We start from the raw sequence: 17605 nt of genomic DNA, 5'->3' as shown, positions 1-17605 counted from the left end.
GGCGGGTGCGGCTGATGGGTTGGTACGCGGCGGCGATGGGCGCTGTGGGCGCGTTTGCGCTGGCGGGAGCGATCACGGCCGTGCCGGTGCTGGTCGCGCCGCGCGTGCGGTGGCACTCTGGCTGGTTGCGGGCCGCCGTCCTCCTCGTCGTGGCGCTTCCCGCCCTCGTGGTCAGCCGCGAGGTCGGGCTCGTGCAGTACGCGCTGCCCGCCTTCGTCGGAATGAACGTCGGGGAGTGCCTTGCCTGGGCCCACATCGCCCGCGAGCATCCTCTGTTCACCGGCGAGGGGTACGGGTACCGGGGCCGGGTCCTGAGGCTCCTGACCAGGCTCGACGGCGCCTACCGGGTGACGGCCGACTACAGGGCGGCGTTCAGAGCCACGGGAGCAGACCGTCCGGTCGGCCGGCCGTAGCCGACCGCTTCTGTCGACGTTGCATTCGAAGCCGGGCTAGCGGATCTCGACCCGCAGCAGCCGCCGCATGCCGACGCGAGCGGCAGACCCACCCACAGCAGCACCCCGGTACCGAGCTGCGCTCAGCGGGCGTCGCCGGCCGCGCGCTCCTGGTCGGCCGCCCAGGCGTAGCCCGGGTCGTCGCGGAGCAGGTCGCGGTGCGGGCCGCGCGCGACCACGGCTGCCGGGCCGCCGTCCGGGGGCGCGCCGAGCAGCAGCACCTCGTCGGCGACCTCGAGGGGCGTCAGGCGGTGCGACGCGACCACGACGGCGCGCCCGGTGTCCCGGGCGTGGCTCGCGAGCGTCCCGACCAGGGCGTCGGCGGTGGTCGCGTCGAGATGCTCGGCCGGCTCGTCGACGAGCAGCACCCGCGCGGGGGCGAGCAGGGCGCGCGCGACGAGGAGACGCCGCCGCTCCCCGCCGGAGACGTCCGCCCCGTCGGGACCGAGCATCGTGTCCAGGCGGTCGGGCAGGGCGTCCAGCCAGCCGTCGAGGCCGACCGCCGTCAGGGCGTCGTGCGCCTCGGCCTCCATGACGTCGGGCCGCGCCACCCGCAGGTTCTCCAGCACGGTGGTGCCGAACAGGTGACCGTCCTCGGCGACGAACAGCGCGTCGCCGGCGTGTTCCCCCGGAGGCCGCACCGTGCCGGCGACCGGAGGCAGCAGGCCCGCGGCCGTGAGCAGCAGGGTCGTCTTACCCACGCCGGACGGCCCGGCCAGGGCGACCACCGACCCGGGGTCCAGGCGCAGCCTGACGCCGACCACGACTACGCGGTCGTCCCAGCCCGCGGCGACGTCGTCGAGGGCCAGCAGCGCGGGCGGGGGTGGCGGAGGCGAGGCCGGGGCGCCGGCGCCGGCGGGGAGCAGCGCGACGAGCCGGCGGGCGGCCTCGCGCGACCGCCGCAGCTGCACGGCGGCGGCGGGCAGGGTGGTCGTGGCCTCGAAGACGGCGAGCGGCGTGAGCACGATGACGGCCAGCTCGACCGGGGCGAGCGTCCCGGCGGCGACGGCGGGGATGCCGAGCAGGAGCGAGCAGAGCACGGCCAGGGTCTGCGCCGCCGCGTCGATCGCGGCCGAGGTGCCGGAGATCCGGGCCCCGTCGTCCGTGCTCCGGGTGAGCCGGGCGTCGGCGTCGCGCAGCGCCGAGAGCCGCGCGTCGAGCCGGCCCGCGACGCGCAGCTGCTGCCCGTCCTCGAGCAGCTCGAGCGAGCGTGCCGTCACCTCCGCGCGCGCGGCCGCGCCCCGCCGCTCCACGGAGTCGGCCGAGCGCGCCGCGAGCCACGGGGCGAGCACGCCCGTCAGCAGCAGGCACCCGAGGAGCGCGAGGCCGGCGGCGGGCAGGAACGCGCCGACGAGGATCACCGAGCCCAGGCCGACGCACGCCGCGACCCCCGCGGGGATCAACGCGCGCACGACGACGTCGCCGACGGCGTCGACGTCCGCGCCGACGCGCGCCAGCAGGTCTCCCCGGCGCAGCGCGAGCAGCCGGGTCACGGGGCCGCGCGCCATCTCGTCGTAGAGGTTCGCGCGCAGGGCGGCCATGCCGCGCAACGCCACGTCGTGCGACGCGAGCCGCTCGAGGTAGCGCAGCACCCCGCGGCCGGTGCCGAAGGCGCGCACCGCCACGACGGCGACCGAGAGCTGCAGCACCGGCGGCATCTGCGACGCGCGGGCGATGAGCCAGGCTGCGGTGGCCGAGAGCCCGACGGCGAAGCCGAGCGCGAGTGTGCCCAGCGCCACGGCGCGCGCGACCCGGGTCCAGCGCACCTCGAGCAGGGGAATCACCCGGCGCAGCGGGTCAGGGGAGCTCGTGCCGGCGCTCATCGGGCTGCCACCTCCTCGGCCTCGACGTCGACCACCTGGTCCGCGAGGGTGAGCAGCGACGCTCGGTGGGCCACGACCACGACGGTCCGGCCCGCGTCGCGCCACGCGCGCACCGTGTCGAGGACCACCTGCTCGCCGCGCGCGTCGAGATGGGCGGTGGGCTCGTCGAGCAGCACGAGCGGCGGGGGAGCGGTGCCGGGCTCCGCGCTGTCGAGCTCCGCGCTGTCGAGCAACGCGGCGGCGAGCGCCACCCGCTGCCGCTGCCCGACGCTCAGCCCGGTGCCGCCGAGTCCGACGGGCGTGTCCCAGCCCTGCGGCAGCTCCGCGACGACGGCGTCCAGGCCGGTCGTCCGCGCCGCGGCGGCGAGCGCGTCGTTCCCGACGGCGCGGCCGTCGGTCACCACGTCGCGCAGCCGCCCGGGCGCCGGCGCCGGTCGCTGCGGCACCCACGTGATCTGGGGCCACCACGTGGCGGGGTCGACGTCGGCGAGATCGGTCACCCCGTCGACGGTTCGGTCGACCGTCCCGCCTGCCGCGGCAGCGTGGGGCTCGAGCAGGACCCGCCCGGCGTCGGGCCGCAGCAGGCCGAGCAGCACGAGCGCGGTGGTCGACTTGCCGGCCCCGCTGGGCCCGCGCAGCGCGACGACGCGCCCGCCGCCGGGCAGCCCGGTGCCGAGCGGCACCCGCGCGGTCAGCCCGGCCGGCGCGGACACGCCGCGGTCGCCGGCCCGCACGCTCACGCCGTCGAGCACCAGGGTGGCGCCCGCGAGCGGGGGCGCGGCGAGCGTCCCGGCCGCGGGCACCGGCTGCTCGAGGACGGCGAACGCGCGGTCGGCGGCGGCGAGCCCGTCGGTCGACGCGTGGAACTCCGCCCCGACGCGGCGCAGCGGCAGGTACACCTCGGGGGCGAGCACCAGCACGGCGATGGCCGGCACCAGCGCGATCATGCCCTCGACGAGCCGCAGGCCCACGCCCACGGCCACGATCGCGACCGACAGCGTGGTGAGCAGCTCGAGCACCATGCCCGACAGGAACGCGACGCGCAGCGTGCCCATCGTGGCGCGCCGCGAGGCGTCGCCCAGCGCCCGTACCCGGGCACCCGGGCCGATCTCCCGGCCGAAGGCGCGCAGGGTCGGCAGGCCCGCCAGCAGGTCGAGCACCTGGGCCCCGAGCCGGGAGATGGTGCGCAGCCGCCGCTCCGACGTCCCCGCCGTCATGACCCCGACGAGCCACATGAACAGCGGCACCAGGGGCAGCGTCACGACGCAGATCACCGCCGAGACCCAGTCCAGCCCGAGCACCACCAGCACGAGCGCGGGGGTGAGGATCGCGGTGAGCAGGAGCTGCGGCAGGTACCGCACGAGGTACGGCCCCAGGTCGTCCAGCCCGCGCGTCGCGAGGGTGGCCGTGGCCGCGGCTCCCGGGGCGTCGTCGCCGGGCGCGCCGCGCGGGCCGAGGGCCACGGTGTGCGCCACGACCTGCCCGCGCAGCTCGGCGACGACCTGCGCCGCGGCCCGCTGCGCATAGCGCTCCTGCGCCCACGCGATGGCGGCCCGCACGACGAGCGCCGCGACGAGCACGCCCAGCCACGGCGCGACGTCGGACAGGGCGAGCGGCGCGCCGGCGCTGCCGGCCGTCACCGCGGGCCCGAGCGTGTGCGCGATGGCGAACGCCTGGACGACGATCACGCCGGCGGCCGCCACGCCGAGACCCGCGGTCAGGGCGACGTACCACCGGGCGGCGCGGGCGCGCTGCAGCAGCCGCGGGTCGAGGGGTTTCATCGTGGTGTATGTATACCGCTCAGAACGCCGCGTCCTTGATCTTCTGCCACGACAACCCGCCCGGCGCGGGGATGTCCTTGGTGGACAGCCGCCGTCGGAAGACCCAGTACGTCCACGCCTGGTAGGCGATGACCAGCGGCGTGAGGACCAGGGCCACCCACGACATCACGGTCAGCGTGTACGGGGTCGAGGCCGCCTCCGCCACCGTGAGCGACACCCCGCCGTCGACGGCCGGGATGACGTCCGGGTACATGGAGCCGAAGATCAGCACGACGGCGCTCGCGATGGCCACGGCCGAGAGTGTGAACGCCACCCCCTCCCGGCGGGCCCGCGTCGCGACGACGACCCCGATCAGCGAGAGGGCGGCGACGGCCACGGGCACCCACGTCCAGGCCACCGAGAACGCGACCTGCGCCCAGATTGCCCAGCCGCCCGCCACGACCACGGCGGCGACCGCCAGGCCGGACGCGAGCCGGCTCGCCCGCTCGCGGATGTCACCGTCGGTCTTGAGGGCCACGAAGACGCTGCCGTGCAGGAGGAAGAGGACGAGCGTGGTGAGGCCGCCCACGATCGCGAACGGGTTGAGCAGCGCCCAGAACCCGCCCAGGTACTGGAAGTCGGCGTCGAGCAGCAGGCCGCGTACGAGGTTGCCGAACGCAACGCCCCACATGACGGCGGGGATCCACGACCCGAACTGGATCGCGAGGTCGCAGCGGCGCGCCCACCGGGCGTCGGCGATCTTGCCGCGGTACTCGATGGCCACGCCGCGGGCCACGAGCCCGACGAGGATGATCAGCAGCGGCAGGTAGAAGCCGGAGAACATGGTGGCGTACCACTCCGGGAAGGCCGCGAAGGTGGCGCCGCCGGCGGTGATGAGCCACACCTCGTTGCCGTCCCAGACGGGGCCGATGGTGTTGATCAGGACACGGCGCTCCTTGTCGCGCCGCACCTTGTCGCCGCGCGGCAGGATCGACAGCAGCATGCCGACGCCGAAGTCGAAGCCCTCGAGCACGAGGAAGCCGGTCCACAGGACGGCGATGATCACGAACCACAGGATCGCGAGGTCCACGGGAGTCTCCAGTCTCGTTCTCGGGCGGTCAGTACGCGAAGGACAGCGGGCGGTCGGCGTCGTCGTCGTCGGTGTTCGCCTCGGGCGACTCGTCGCGCACCGAGTCCGGCACGCCCTCGATGGTGTACCGGTGCATGAGGCGGTACCAGACCACCGCGAGCACGGCGTAGATGACGGTGAGCACGATCATCGAGGTGAGGATCACGCCGGGTGGGACGGCGGTGGACACGCCGCGGTCGGTGAGCATCCGCACCTGGTCGATGCCGGTCGGGTTGGGCGCCACGACCCACGGTTGCCGGCCCACCTCCGTGAAGATCCAGCCGAACGAGCAGGCGATGAACGGCGTGGGGATGGCGAGGATGCCGAGCCTGCTCAGCCAGACGTTGTCGCTCACCCTGCCCTTCCTCGTGAGCCACAGCGCCACGAGGGCGAGCGCCGCGGAGAAGGCCGCGAAGCCGATCATCAGGCGGAACGACCAGTAGGTGACGGCGAGCGGCGGGGTGTAGGTGACCGGATCGCCGTTCACGGTCGTGTCGCCGTAGCGCTCGGTGTACTCCTCCTGCACGTCGTAGACGCCGGGCAGGAAGGACTCGGGGCCGGTGAAGTGGCCGGTGCCGAGATAGCTCGCGACGTAGGGGATCGTGAGGATGTGCCGCACGCCCTCGCAGCCTTCGTTGAGGTTGCCGATGGACAGGATGGAGAACGACGCGGCCTCCTCCCCCTCGCACAGGGCCTCGGCGGAGGCCATCTTGCCCGGCTGCTGCTCGAACATGAGCTTGCCCTGCACGTCGCCGGACCAGATCACGCCGGCGCCGGCGACGATCATGACCCACGCACCGAGGACCACGGCCGGGCGGTAGACGGTGCGGGCTCTCTCGATGTTCTCGAGCTTCTTCGTGCGGGCCAGGCGCACCATCCACCAGGCGCCGATGCCGCACACGAAGGTGCCGGCCGTGAGGAAGGCGGCGGAGATGGTGTGCGGGAAGGCGGCCCACAGCGTGTTGTTGGACAGGACCGCCCCGATGGACTCCATCTCGGCGCGCCCGGTCTCGGGGTTGTAGATCGTCCCGACGGGGTGCTGCATCCAGGAGTTGGCCGCGAGGATGAAGAAGGCCGAGAGGTTGGTGGCCAGGGCGAACAGCCAGATGGCGGTGAGATGCACCTTCTTGGACACGCGGTCCCAGCCGAAGATCCACAGCCCGAGGAACACGGACTCCACGAAGAACGCGGCCAAGGCCTCCATCGCGAGCGGCGCGCCGAAGACGTCGCCGACGAAGCGGGAGTACTCGCTCCACGCCATCCCGAACTGGAACTCCTGCCAGATGCCGGTGACCACGCCGAGCGCGAAGTTGATGAGCATGAGCTTCCCGAAGAACTTGGTCAGCCGCAGCCACCGTTCCTTCTTCGTCACGACCCAGGCCGTCTGCATCGCCGCGACCAGGGGAGCGAGCCCGATGGTCAGCGGGACGAAGATGAAGTGGTAGACGGTGGTGATGGCGAACTGCCAGCGAGCCAGCGCGAGGGCATCCACGGGATCTCCTGAAACTCGTGCGATTCGTCTTCTGACGGTAGGTCCGCCGTCCTGCGGGTGCACGACCGGGGGCCATGCCTCACGGACCATGCTCGTGAAGACCTTCACGATCTTGGTCGTGAAGGCATTCACAAGTCAAACGTGATCCGGGCGCGGCGTGCCGAGCGGGCGGTTGGTCACGCGGCGGGGAGCGCGGGATGCGATACTGGTCCGAGGCCGTCGGGGCCCACATCCCCGGGTGGCTCACGAGTTCGCAGTACTCGCGATCCGCACGCGATGCCGCAGCCGGGCGTGATGAGGCCCGGTGGCGGGCGTCCGCGAAGAACGCGATGCTGCAGCCGGAACCGAGACTTCCGTCGGCCGGTGCGCTGAGCAGCGCCGCCGTCCGATGACGACCACCGGTGGCCCGCACGTGTGGGGGCGGGGCCGCCGGAGCTGGAGCGCCTTTCGTGACGTCCGACACCCCGACCGACGCAGGATCCCGCGAGCAGGTCGAGGCCTCGACCGCCGCACAGCCGCCGCGCAAGCCCGTCCGTCGCCGCGCCACCCGCGCGGCCGCCGCCCCGAAGGCCGAGGCGGCGACCCCTGAGGCAAAGGCCGAGGCGGCGACCCCTGAGGCAAAGGCCGAGGCGGCGACCCCTGAGGCAGCTGCTCCCGAGGCTGTGGCCCCGGAAGCGGTGCCCACGCGGGCGCCGGCCGAGCCGGCCGCCACCGGCGGTGCCCCGGCGGCTGCGCCTCGCGCCGACATCGTCCTGCCGGAGCGGTCCTCCGCCCCTGACGACGCCCCCGCCGTCGCCGCGTCGCTCTCCGACATCGTGCTGCCCCATGGCCCCGGTGGCCGCGCCGACGACGCCGCGGACACGGCACCGCAGAAGCCCGCGCGCACGCGGCGCCGGGCAACCCGCACCACGGGCGCGCAGCGCACCGAGACGGCGACCTCGGCTCCCGAGACGCCCGCGGCCGCGACCCCGGAGGTCGCCCCGGACGCGGAGCCCGAGCAGCCGGCGGCCGCCCCGAAGGGCCGCAAGCGCGCGGCGACCACCCGGTCGCGCCGGGTCGCGGAGCCGGCCGAGGCGACCGCCACCGAAACCGAACCGACCACCACCGGGCCGACCACCACCGAGGCGACCACCGCCGAGCCGGTCGGCACCGAGCCGGTCGCGTCCGACGCCAACCAGGCTGGCGAGGAGCCGACCGTCCCCGCGAAGGGCGCGGCGAAGAAGGCCCCCGCGAAGAAGGCCGCCGCGAAGGGCGGCGCGCGCAAGTCCGCCGCCTCCCCGGACGTACCGGTCACCGAGACGGGCGCGGCGACGAGCGCCGCGACGAGCACCGCACCGAAGGGCCGCCGGACCACCGCGGCCGAGCCCGCGACGGACGCCACCGAGACGGCTGAGCAGACCGCGCCGCGTTCCCCGGCCGCCCGGGGTGGCGGGTCGGCGATCCCGCGGCTGGCGACGACGGCGGTCCTGTTCCAGGCGCCGGACCTCTCCGGGCGCCGCTCGCGCCGCGCCCAGGCGCCGGCGGGCCCGCCACGCCCGCACGAGACGCCCTCGTTCGCGACACCCGAGCCGGCACCCGAACACGCGCCGGTGCCGGCGGCGGCCGAGCAGGCCGAAGGAACGCCGGAGCGTCAGAGCGGGTCGGCGAAGACCGCCGGGGAGGCCCCGAGCAAGGCTCCCCGGTCCAGGCGGTCCACCAGGACCGCGTCGAAGGCCGCGCCGGCCGCCACTCGGTCCGACGAGACGCGCGGCGCCGAGGCACCCGCCGCCGAGGCACCGGCCGCTGAGGCCGTTGTCGACGAGGCCGTTGTCGAAGCGATCGCCATCGAGGCTGCCGCTGAGTCCGCGGCGGACGCGACTCTCGCCGACCTCGAGCTCAGCGAGGACGAGGTGGCCGCGGTCGACGAGGTCGGGGTCATCGAGTCCGAGCTCGTGGCCGAGGGCGTCGAGCTCGTCGACCTGGGCCCGGAGGACCTGGACGACGAGGACGCGGAGGGCGACGAGATCCGCCCGCGCCGGCGTCGGCGCCGTGGCGGCCGGGGTCGCCGTGGTGGCCGCCGCGGCGACGGCGAGTCGGAGCCGGGCGACGAGGGCTTCGACGAGCCCGCGCCCGAGGCTGCCGGCGAGGACGACGAGCCGTCGGACGAGCCCTCGGACGAGCCGTCGGACGAGCAGGGCGACGACCGGGCCGACGAGTCCGAGGACGAGGGTGGCGACTCCGCATCGGGCCGCCGCCGTCGTCGGCGTCGCCGCGGTACCCGTGCGGAGCGCGCCGAGGCCACGGTGGCGCGCACGCGCGACCGTGACGAGGTCACGGCGCTGAAGGGGTCGACGCGGCTGGAGGCCAAGCGGCAGCGGCGGCGCGAGGGCCGCGACGCGGGCCGTCGCCGGCAGATCATCACGGAGTCGGAGTTCCTCGCCCGCCGCGAGTCCGTCACCCGGTCGATGGTGGTGCGCGAGCGGGACGGGCGCACCCAGATCGCGGTGCTCGAGGACGGCGTGCTCGTGGAGCACTACGTCTCGCAGCAGTCGCAGGCGTCGATGGTGGGCAACGTCTACCTCGGCCGAGTGCAGAACGTGCTGCCCAGCATGGAGGCGGCGTTCGTCGACGTCGGCAAGGGGCGCAACGCCGTCCTCTACGCCGGCGAGGTGAACTGGGACGCCGCCGGCCTCGAGGGCCAGCCGCGCCGCATCGAGGAGGCGCTGAAGTCCGGCGACCCGGTGCTCGTGCAGGTCACGAAGGACCCGATCGGGCACAAGGGCGCGCGCCTCACCTCGCAGGTGACGCTCGCCGGCCGGTACCTCGTGTTCGTGCCCGGGGGCGGCATGACCGGGATCAGCCGCAAGCTGCCCGACACCGAGCGCAGCCGGCTCAAGAAGATCCTGCGCGACGTCGTGCCCGAGGGCGCGGGCGTCATCGTGCGCACCGCCGCGGAAGGGGCGAGCGAGACCGAGCTGCGCGCCGACGTCGAGCGGCTCGAGGCGCAGTGGGCCTCGATCGAGAAGAAGTCCGCCTCCGCCAGCGCCCCGGCGCTGCTGCAGGGCGAGCCCGACCTCGCGATCCGCGTGGTGCGCGACATCTTCAACGACGACTTCACGTCCCTGCAGATCCAGGGCGGGGCGTGGGACGAGATCTCGCAGTACGTCGACGAGCTTGCCCCGGACCTGCGCGAGCGCGTGACGAAGTGGACCGATAACACCGATGTGTTCGCCGTGCACCGCGTCGACGAGCAGCTCGCCAAGGGCATGGACCGCAAGGTCTGGCTGCCCTCGGGCGGCTCGCTGGTCATCGACCGCACCGAAGCGATGACGGTCATCGACGTCAACACCGGCAAGTTCACCGGCGCGGGCGGCACCCTCGAGGAGACGGTCACCCGCAACAACCTCGAGGCCGCCGAGGAGATCGTGCGCCAGCTGCGGCTGCGCGACATCGGCGGCATCGTCGTCATCGACTTCATCGACATGGTGCTCGAGTCGAACCGCGACCTCGTGCTGCGCCGCCTGGTCGAGTGCCTGGGCCGCGACCGCACCAAGCACCAGGTGGCGGAGGTGACGTCGCTCGGACTTGTGCAGATGACCCGCAAGCGCGTGGGCCAGGGCCTGGTCGAGGCGTTCTCCGAGACCTGCGAGCACTGCAAGGGCCGCGGTTTCATCGTGCACAGCGAGCCGATCGAGAAGGGTGGAGCCCACCAGCACGGCGACACCGAGCCGGCCGAGGGGCCGAAGCGCTCGCGTCGCAAGCGTGGTGGCAAGCAGGCCGAGCCCGCGGCCGTGGAGCACGTGGAGGTGCCGACCCTCCCCGAGGACCGGTCCGAGGCGCGTGAGGCGGTCAAGGCCACGCTGGCGACGATCGCCGCGGCCGCGGCGCACGCGCACGAGCACGACCAGAAGGACGGCGACCAGGACGGCGACCAGGACGCCGGCCAGGAGGTCGGTCAGGAGGTCGGTCGTGAGGACGGCCAGGACGGCGGGTACGACGCCGTTGCCGTCCCGGCTGGGGCCGCGCCCGAGCAGCCCGCTCGGGTCTCGCCGGACTCGGTCATCGAGCTGCCCGAGCGGGGTGACGAGCCCGTAGCGCACAAAGGAGCCGGAACCGCGTCGGTTCCTGAGCCGGGTGCTGGCGAGGCTGCGGAGCAGGGACTGACCGACAGCTGACCGGCGGCCCTGGCGACGGGGCAGACCACAGTGACGCCGGCCGAACCGGCGAGGGCGGGCGCCCGACCGAACCTGGTCGGGCGCCCGCCCTGTCACGTGCGGGGTGTCACCGGCCCGGTGTCATCGGCGGGCGGGGTCGTCCTCCGGGATGCGCCGGTAGAAGTCGCCGATCGTGGCGGAGAAGAGCTCCGGCCGCTGGGCGTTCCACAGGTGCCCGACGCCGGGGACCACCTGCAGCTCGGAGCCGCGGACCCCCGCCGCCAGCCGTCGCGCCGCGGGCAGGTTCGCCCGGTCCCGGGAGCCGCACAGGACGAGCGTCGGCATGCGGATCTCGCCGAGCCGCCCGACGGTGTCGATGCCGGCCAGGGAGCGCAGCACGGCGAGCCAGTCGCCCTTGGTCAGGCCCATGCGCGGCGGGACGCCGGGCGGCAGCATCCGGACGGCCGCGCGCTGCACCGCCATGAGCGTGCGGTTCGGCTGCACCTGGCTGCCGGACAGGACGAGCGACGCCACCCGGTCGGGGTGGTCGAGCGCGAGCTGGGTGGCCGTCATCGCGCCGAGCGACAGGCCGCAGACGTGCACGCGGTCCAGGCCGCGCGTATCGAGGTCGTCGACGAGCCCTCGTACCGCGGCGTCGAAGGTGAACGGGACCCGCTCCGCGCCCTCGATCCCCGCGATCGGCGGGGCGAACCCGGCGAACCCCGGGGGAGGGGACGTCAGCTGGGAGTCCCATGAGGACGGGCCGGAGCCCAGCGCGTGCAGGAACATGACGGTCTGTGTGGCTTCGGTCACGCCGACCAGGCTAGCCGGTGCTTGACTGGCGTCCATGGACGACGACGGACGGCAGGGGCGGCTCGAGGTGATCGCCGGCCCGATGTTCGCCGGCAAGACGGAGGAGCTCGTGCGCCGCGTGCACCGGGCGCAGGTCGCGCGCCGCGGCGTCCTCGTCGTCGCGCACGAGCTCGACACGCGCAGCGGACCCGGTCGGGTCGCGTCCCACTCCGGCCTCGAGGTGGCGTCCCGCACCGTGCGCTCGGCGGCCGAGATCCCCGGGCTGGTGGCCGACGACGCGGGCACGGAGCTGGTCGCGATCGACGAGGCGCAGTTCTTCGGCGACCCGCTGGTCGACGTCGCGGTGTCGCTGGCCGATGCCGGGCTGGTGGTGGTGGTCGCCGGCCTCGCGGTGACGTTCGACGGGCGCCCCTTCGCACCCGTGCCGGGGCTCATGGCCGTCGCCGAGTCGGTCACCAAGCTGACGGCGGTGTGCGCGGTCTGCGGGCGCGACGCGGCCTTCCACGTCCGTCGGCGCGAGGGCGGCGAGCCGGACGACGCCCTGACGCCCGTGGCCGGCCACGTGGGCGGCACGGAGTCGTACGAGGCGCGCTGCCGACGGCACCGGGGACCCGAGGAGCCGGCGACCCGTCAGTAGCCGCGCATGGACTGGCGCGCCGGGCAGTCGAACGGGTCGCGGGCGGCCAGGCCGACACGGTTGAGGTAGCGCACGACGATCACGTAGGAGCCCAGCATCGTCGTCTCCGTGTAGGGCATGCCGAGGTTCGTGCAGTGCTCGCGGACGATCAGCCGGGCGCGCGCCAGGTGGGGGCGCGGCATGCTCGGGAAGAGGTGGTGCTCGATCTGGAGGTTGAGGCCGCCCATGAGCACGCTCATCCAGGCGCCGCCCCGGATGTTGCGGGACGTGATCACCTGCTTCGACAGGAAGTCGATCCGGCTGCCCTCGGGGATCATCGCCATGCCCTTGTGGTTGGGCGCGAAGGTCGCGCCCATGTAGACGCCGAACACGGCGAGCTGCACCCCGAGGAACGCGAAGCCCAGGCCGAGCGGCAGCCACCAGAAGATCACCGCGGTGTAGATGGTCAGACGCACCAGGATGGTCACCAGCTCACGCCGCCGGGCGGCGCGGTCCTCGGGCGGCCCCGACAGCAACGAGCGCACGGACGTGACGTGCAGGTTGAGTCCCTCGAGCGTCAGGAGCGGGAAGAACAGCCACCCCTGCCGGCGCGTGAGGGCGCCGAGGAACCCGCTGTGCTCCCGTGCGGCCTCCTCGGTGAAGGAGATGACGCCGGGCGCCACGTCCGGATCCTTGCCCACGTGGTTGGGGTTCGCGTGGTGGCGGTTGTGCTTGTTCATCCACCACGAGTAGCTGATCCCGACCACGGCGTTGGCGAGGAACCGCCCGACCCGGTCGTTGGCGGGCCCGGAGGCGAAGACCTGGCGGTGCGCGGTCTCGTGCGTCACGTAGGCCAGCTGCGTGAGGATCACGCCGAGGGCGGCCGCGATGATCAGCTGGAACCACGAGTCGCCCAGCAGGACGAACCCGGTCACGGCCCCGCCCAGCGCGACAGCGAGCGCGATGCCGACGCCGAGGTAGTACCCGTACGCCCGGCGCAGCAGCCCGGCCTCCCGGACGGTGCGCGACAGCGCGCTGTAGGAGCTCGTGTGCGGTGCTCGGGCGAGCCGGTCGGCAGGCGCAGAGTCTTCGACGGCCGTGGCTGAGGTCATGCGGGCCTCGCAATGGTCGAGTCGACTTCCCAGCCGATGTGATGAGCGGTCGCTCGGTCGTGCGGATGTTTCCAGCCTACGGGGCCGTAGGTTCCGGGCAAGGGGGCTGTCCCCCGAGCGCACGGATCCGCGCGAGCAGGCGTTCCGACGTCGCGTCGTCCGCCGCGGCGAGGATCCCGCGCCCGCCGCGTACCGGGCCGCCGTCGAGGTCGGTGACGAGGCAGCCGGCGGCCTCGCAGAGCGCGACGCCCGGCAGGAAGTGCACGCTGCCGGCGGCGTCGGCGCCCGTCACGTACGCGGCCTGGCGCCCCGTCGCGACCCATGCGAGCGCGAGGGACGTGGACGCGACCCGGACCGCGAACGAGGCCCGCGCCTCGTCGTCGGCGACGAGTGCCGCGCACCCGCCTTCGTTGTCGATGTCGACGTTGAGCATCCTGCTGTCCGCCGAGGGGACGAGCTCGACGTCGAAGGCACCGTCCGTGGCGCTGCCCGGGCCCTGACGCCCGGCCCGCGTCCCGTCCGTCCAGAGCACCTCGCCGGTCAGCGGGTCGATGACCGCCGCCGCGACGACACGCTCCTCACCATCGACGCTGTCGTCGGTGCCGGACCCGGCGCGCTCGGTGAGCGCCACGTTGACGCCGAACGACGGGACGCCGGCGGCGAAGTTGAGCGTGCCGCACAGCGGATCCACGTACCAGCGCCGCCCGGAGTCCCGCCCGGAGTCCCCGGCGGACGAGCCGAGCTCCTCGCCGATGATCGCGTCGCCAGGCCGCGCCGCGTCGAGGACCGCGCGGATCGCGCGCTCGGCCGCGAGGTCCGTGTCGGTGGCGAAGTCCTGCGCGCCCTTGGCATACCGCGTCACGGGCCGCCGGAACGCGGCACGGACGACGGCCGCGCCGGCCAGCGCCGCGCTCACCGCGACCTCGGCGTCGGGGGTCTCGACGTTCGGGATCTCGCGCCGGTGTCTCGTCACGGTCGGCATCCTGGCACGACGCCGGGAGGCACGGTGCGACCTGGTGCTGCGCCGCTCAGGCCTCGTCCTCCACGAGCGGGACGAACGTGTAGGCGCCGTGCTCCGAGGTGCGCACGGCGCCGTGGTGGTCACGGGTCACGAGCAGCATGACGTGGCGCACGGGGACCACCATGCGGCCGCCGGGCGCCACCTGGTCCACGAGGTCGCCCGGCAGCCTCGTGGCCGCCGCCGACACCAGGACGCGGTCCCAGCCGCCGGGCCGTGGTGCGCCGAGCACTCCCGGCACGGCGGGCTCGACGCGGGCCCACGTCATCCCGGTGCGCAGCACGTTCGCCGCGCCCCAGGCGGCGATGTCGGCATGCCGTTCCAGGCCGAGCACCTCCCCGCCCGGGCCGACCAGCCGGGCGAGCAGCGCCGTCGTCCAGCCGGAGCCCGCGCCGACGTCGAGGACGTGCGCGTCGGCCGGCACGGACAGCAGCCGGAGCATCGCCGCGACCGTCGAGGGCTGCGAGCAGGTCTGGCCGTGGCCGATCTCGATCGGCCGGTCGTCGGTAGCCCAACGCACCCCGCCGCGCGGCAGGAACCCGCGCCGGTCGACGTCGTGCAGCGAGGCGGCCACGACGTCGGCGACGCCGCCGGCGCCCGTCGGCAGGCCGGCAGACCGTCTGCGTCCCGTCATGCCCCCATCGTGTCCCCTCCGCGCGGGCGGCACCGGGCGGGGCGAGGATCGAGGGACCCCGCGAGAGGGCGACGATGCGGAACATCGCCGGACCGTGATCGAGCACCTGCCCTCGGTCGGTGGGCCATGTCACGGTCCCGTCGCCCGGGGAGGGTTTGAACCGGCTCGCCTCGTCGCGTAGTCTTGGACGCTGGCGCGCCCTCGGTGTGCCAGTCCCGTATGCCCAGGACGCACCGCACTCGACCGCCGCGGCGGGCCGAGTTGCAGACGAAGTCGGTGACGAACGTCGTGCGGCATGCCCAGACCAGGAGAGATGAGCAGCAACGTGGTGTACGCGATCGTCAAGGCCGGTGGCCGACAGGAGAAGGTGTCCGTCGGGGACATCGTCGTCATGAACCGGGTCAAGGCCCAGGCCGGCGACATGGTGGAGCTGCCGGCTCTGCTGCTGGTGGACGGGGAGAAGGTGACCACCGACGCCGAGAAGCTGGCGAAGGTCAAGGTCACCGCCGAGGTCGTGCGGGACGAGAAGGGTCCCAAGATCACGATCCTCAAGTACAAGAACAAGACCGGCTACCGCAAGCGCCAGGGTCACCGCCAGCCGCTGTCCCGTCTCAGGGTCACCGGCATCAAGTGACTTCCCGTCGGGCCGAGCGCGACATCCCGCAGCACGGCCCGCGGTACTGATCCCTCGTTCTTCGCAGAAAGCAGGTCTGAAAGATGGCACACAAGAAGGGCGCGAGCTCCTCGCGCAACGGTCGTGACTCGAACTCCCAGCGCCTCGGCGTCAAGCGTTTCGGCGGCCAGGTCGTGAAGGCCGGCGAGATCATCGTCCGCCAGCGCGGCACGCACTTCCACCCCGGCGAGAACGTCGGCCGTGGCGGCGACGACACGCTGTTCGCCCTGCAGGCGGGCTCGGTCGCCTTCGCGACGCGTCGCGGCCGCAAGGTCATCGACATCGTCTCGGCCGAGGTCTGAACCTCACCGAAGTACTTCGACTCGCCCGAGTTTTTCGACTCACCCGAGTCCACGACGAGGGGCGCACCGTCGCGGTGCGCCCCTCGTCGCTTGCCTGAGAGGATCTGACATGGCCAGCTTCGTCGATCGCGTGGTGCTGCACGCCTCAGGCGGTGACGGTGGGCACGGCGTCGCGTCGATCCGCCGCGAGAAGTTCAAGCCGCTCGCCGGCCCCGACGGGGGCAACGGCGGCGACGGCGGCAGCGTGAAGCTCGTCGTCGACCCGCAGACGACGACGCTGCTCGAGTACCACCACTCGCCGCACCGACATGGCACCAACGGCACCCAGGGCATGGGCGACGACCGGGACGGCGCCAAGGGTGAGGACCTCATCCTGCGCGTCCCGGACGGCACGGTCGTGAAGGACCGCGACGGCGAGGTGCTCATGGACCTCGTGGGCGCGGGCGCGGAGTTCATGGTCGCGCAGGGCGGGCGCGGCGGACTCGGCAACCGGGCGCTGGCATCCCCGCGGCGCAAGGCCCCGGGCTTCGCGCTGCTCGGCGAGCCGGGCGATGAGCGCGACGTCGTCCTCGAGCTCAAGTCGATCGCCGACGCCGCCCTCGTCGGGTTCCCGAGCGCCGGGAAGTCGTCGCTGGTCGCGGCGATCTCGGCCGCGCGGCCCAAGATCGCCGACTACCCGTTCACGACGCTCATCCCCAACCTCGGCGTCGTGCAGGCAGGCGACACGCGGTACACCGTGGCGGACGTCCCCGGGCTGATCCCGGGCGCCAGCGAGGGCAAGGGCCTCGGCCTGGAGTTCCTGCGGCACGTCGAGCGCACCGCCGTCATCGTGCACGTGCTCGACTGCGCCACCCTCGAGCCTGGCCGAGACCCGGTCAGCGACCTGGACGTCATCGAGGCCGAGCTCGCCGCCTACGCGGGCGACCTGGGCATCGAGGGCGGCCGCGTGCCGCTCGCGGAGCGCCCGCGCCTCGTCGTGCTGAACAAGATCGACGTGCCGGAGGCGCGCGAGCTCGCCGAGATGGTGCGCGCGGACCTCGAGGCCCGCGGGCTGCAGGTCTTCGAGATCTCGACCGCCACGCACGAGGGGCTGCGCCCGCTGACGTTCGCGCTCGGCGAGCTGGTCGAGAAGGCCCGCGCCGCGGCGCCGAAGCCGGAGCCTGCGCGCACCGTCCTGCGCCCGCGCGGGGTCGACGAGGCCGGCTTCACGGTCACGGCGAAGCGGGAGCACGAGGGCACCTACTTCGAGGTGCGCGGATCCAAGCCAGAGCGCTGGGTGCGCCAGACGGACTTCAACAACGACGAGGCCGTCGGGTTCCTGTCGGACCGGCTCGCCAAGCTGGGGGTCGAGGACAAGCTCCTCAAGGCCGGCGCCGTGGCGGGCGACGAGGTGCGCATCGGCGACCCGCGCAACGCCGTCGTCTTCGACTGGGAGCCCACGTTCACCACAGGGCCCGAGCTGCTCGGCGTCCGCGGCACCGACCTGCGACTCGATGAGAGCCCGCGACCGACGCGCTCCGAGCGGCGTCGCGAGTTCACCGAGCGCATGGACGCCAAGACCGAGGCGCGGCGCGAGCTGTGGACCGAGCGCGAGTCCGGCCACTGGACCGACCCGGACGCCGACTGACGCCACCAGCGATGATGGGGA

At 73.9% G+C, this 17605-nt stretch carries 14 protein-coding genes; 6 read left to right on the top strand and 8 right to left on the bottom strand.

The genetic code is table 11. The annotated features are described in order from the left end of the window. The first annotated feature begins 14 nt into the window (after positions 1-14). Positions 15-413: a hypothetical protein gene (locus AC1C2W_RS13100; RefSeq protein WP_495413305.1), complete on the top strand. Its 399-nt coding sequence runs from the start codon at positions 15-17 to the stop codon at positions 411-413. 122 nt (positions 414-535) lie between these two features. On the opposite strand, the gene cydC is transcribed toward AC1C2W_RS13100, so the two are convergent. Genes cydC through AC1C2W_RS13080 form a run of 4 tightly spaced genes read right to left on the bottom strand, consistent with a single transcriptional unit; the run spans position 536 to position 6656 of the window. Beyond that, the gene (cydC, locus tag AC1C2W_RS13095) at positions 536-2275 is read right to left on the bottom strand and encodes a thiol reductant ABC exporter subunit CydC (RefSeq protein ID WP_495413304.1); all 1740 of its coding nucleotides are present in this window, start codon (positions 2273-2275) and stop codon (positions 536-538) included. Beyond that, on the bottom strand, positions 2272-4056 hold the full coding sequence (gene cydD / locus AC1C2W_RS13090) for a thiol reductant ABC exporter subunit CydD (protein WP_495413303.1): 1785 nt from the start codon (positions 4054-4056) through the stop codon (positions 2272-2274). The genes cydC and cydD overlap by 4 nt, the downstream gene beginning before the upstream one ends. A 19-nt stretch (positions 4057-4075) precedes the next feature. Beyond that, positions 4076-5125, bottom strand: a complete 1050-nt coding sequence (cydB, locus tag AC1C2W_RS13085; protein WP_495413302.1) for a cytochrome d ubiquinol oxidase subunit II — start codon at positions 5123-5125, stop codon at positions 4076-4078. A gap of 28 nt (positions 5126-5153) precedes the next feature. After that, positions 5154-6656 (bottom strand): cytochrome ubiquinol oxidase subunit I, encoded by a 1503-nt coding sequence (locus AC1C2W_RS13080; protein ID WP_495389657.1) that lies wholly within the window; start codon positions 6654-6656, stop codon positions 5154-5156. A gap of 449 nt (positions 6657-7105) precedes the next feature. Here AC1C2W_RS13080 and AC1C2W_RS13075 point away from each other — a divergent pair, with 449 nt between their 5' ends. Then, positions 7106-10810, top strand: a complete 3705-nt coding sequence (locus AC1C2W_RS13075) for an Rne/Rng family ribonuclease (RefSeq protein ID WP_495413301.1) — start codon at positions 7106-7108, stop codon at positions 10808-10810. Positions 10811-10930: 120 nt separating this feature from the next. On the opposite strand, the gene AC1C2W_RS13070 is transcribed toward AC1C2W_RS13075, so the two are convergent. Further along, positions 10931-11602 carry an alpha/beta fold hydrolase gene (locus tag AC1C2W_RS13070; protein ID WP_495413300.1) on the bottom strand — a complete coding sequence of 224 codons (672 nt, stop codon included), beginning with the start codon at positions 11600-11602 and terminating at the stop codon, positions 10931-10933. A gap of 34 nt (positions 11603-11636) precedes the next feature. On the opposite strand from AC1C2W_RS13070, the gene AC1C2W_RS13065 reads away from it, so the two are divergent. After that, a complete protein-coding gene (locus AC1C2W_RS13065) occupies positions 11637-12239 on the top strand; it encodes a thymidine kinase (RefSeq protein WP_495413299.1) in 603 nt (200 codons plus the stop codon). On the opposite strand, the gene AC1C2W_RS13060 is transcribed toward AC1C2W_RS13065, so the two are convergent. From AC1C2W_RS13060 to AC1C2W_RS13050, 3 genes are all read right to left on the bottom strand, one after another. After that, the gene (locus AC1C2W_RS13060; protein WP_495389653.1) at positions 12233-13330 is read right to left on the bottom strand and encodes a fatty acid desaturase family protein; all 1098 of its coding nucleotides are present in this window, start codon (positions 13328-13330) and stop codon (positions 12233-12235) included. The two genes, AC1C2W_RS13065 and AC1C2W_RS13060, sit on opposite strands and share 7 nt — an antisense overlap. A 76-nt stretch (positions 13331-13406) precedes the next feature. Next, a complete protein-coding gene (locus AC1C2W_RS13055) occupies positions 13407-14303 on the bottom strand; it encodes an inositol monophosphatase family protein (RefSeq protein ID WP_495413298.1) in 897 nt (298 codons plus the stop codon). Positions 14304-14358: 55 nt separating this feature from the next. Beyond that, on the bottom strand, positions 14359-14982 hold the full coding sequence (locus AC1C2W_RS13050; RefSeq protein ID WP_495413297.1) for a protein-L-isoaspartate O-methyltransferase family protein: 624 nt from the start codon (positions 14980-14982) through the stop codon (positions 14359-14361). Positions 14983-15295: 313 nt separating this feature from the next. On the opposite strand from AC1C2W_RS13050, the gene rplU reads away from it, so the two are divergent. From rplU to obgE, 3 genes are all read left to right on the top strand, one after another. Further along, the gene (rplU, locus tag AC1C2W_RS13045) at positions 15296-15616 is read left to right on the top strand and encodes a 50S ribosomal protein L21 (RefSeq protein ID WP_495413296.1); all 321 of its coding nucleotides are present in this window, start codon (positions 15296-15298) and stop codon (positions 15614-15616) included. An 83-nt stretch (positions 15617-15699) separates the two neighbouring features. Next, a complete protein-coding gene (gene rpmA, locus AC1C2W_RS13040) occupies positions 15700-15957 on the top strand; it encodes a 50S ribosomal protein L27 (RefSeq protein WP_495389650.1) in 258 nt (85 codons plus the stop codon). Positions 15958-16066: 109 nt separating this feature from the next. Beyond that, complete coding sequence (obgE, locus tag AC1C2W_RS13035) at positions 16067-17584, top strand: GTPase ObgE (protein ID WP_495413295.1); 1518 nt, start codon at positions 16067-16069, stop codon at positions 17582-17584. Positions 17585-17605 lie beyond the last annotated feature (21 nt).

Source organism: Isoptericola sp. Y581, assembly GCF_059445475.1.
Note: the sequence above shows the minus strand (reverse complement) of the source record. Positions and strands in the feature narration are given on the sequence as shown.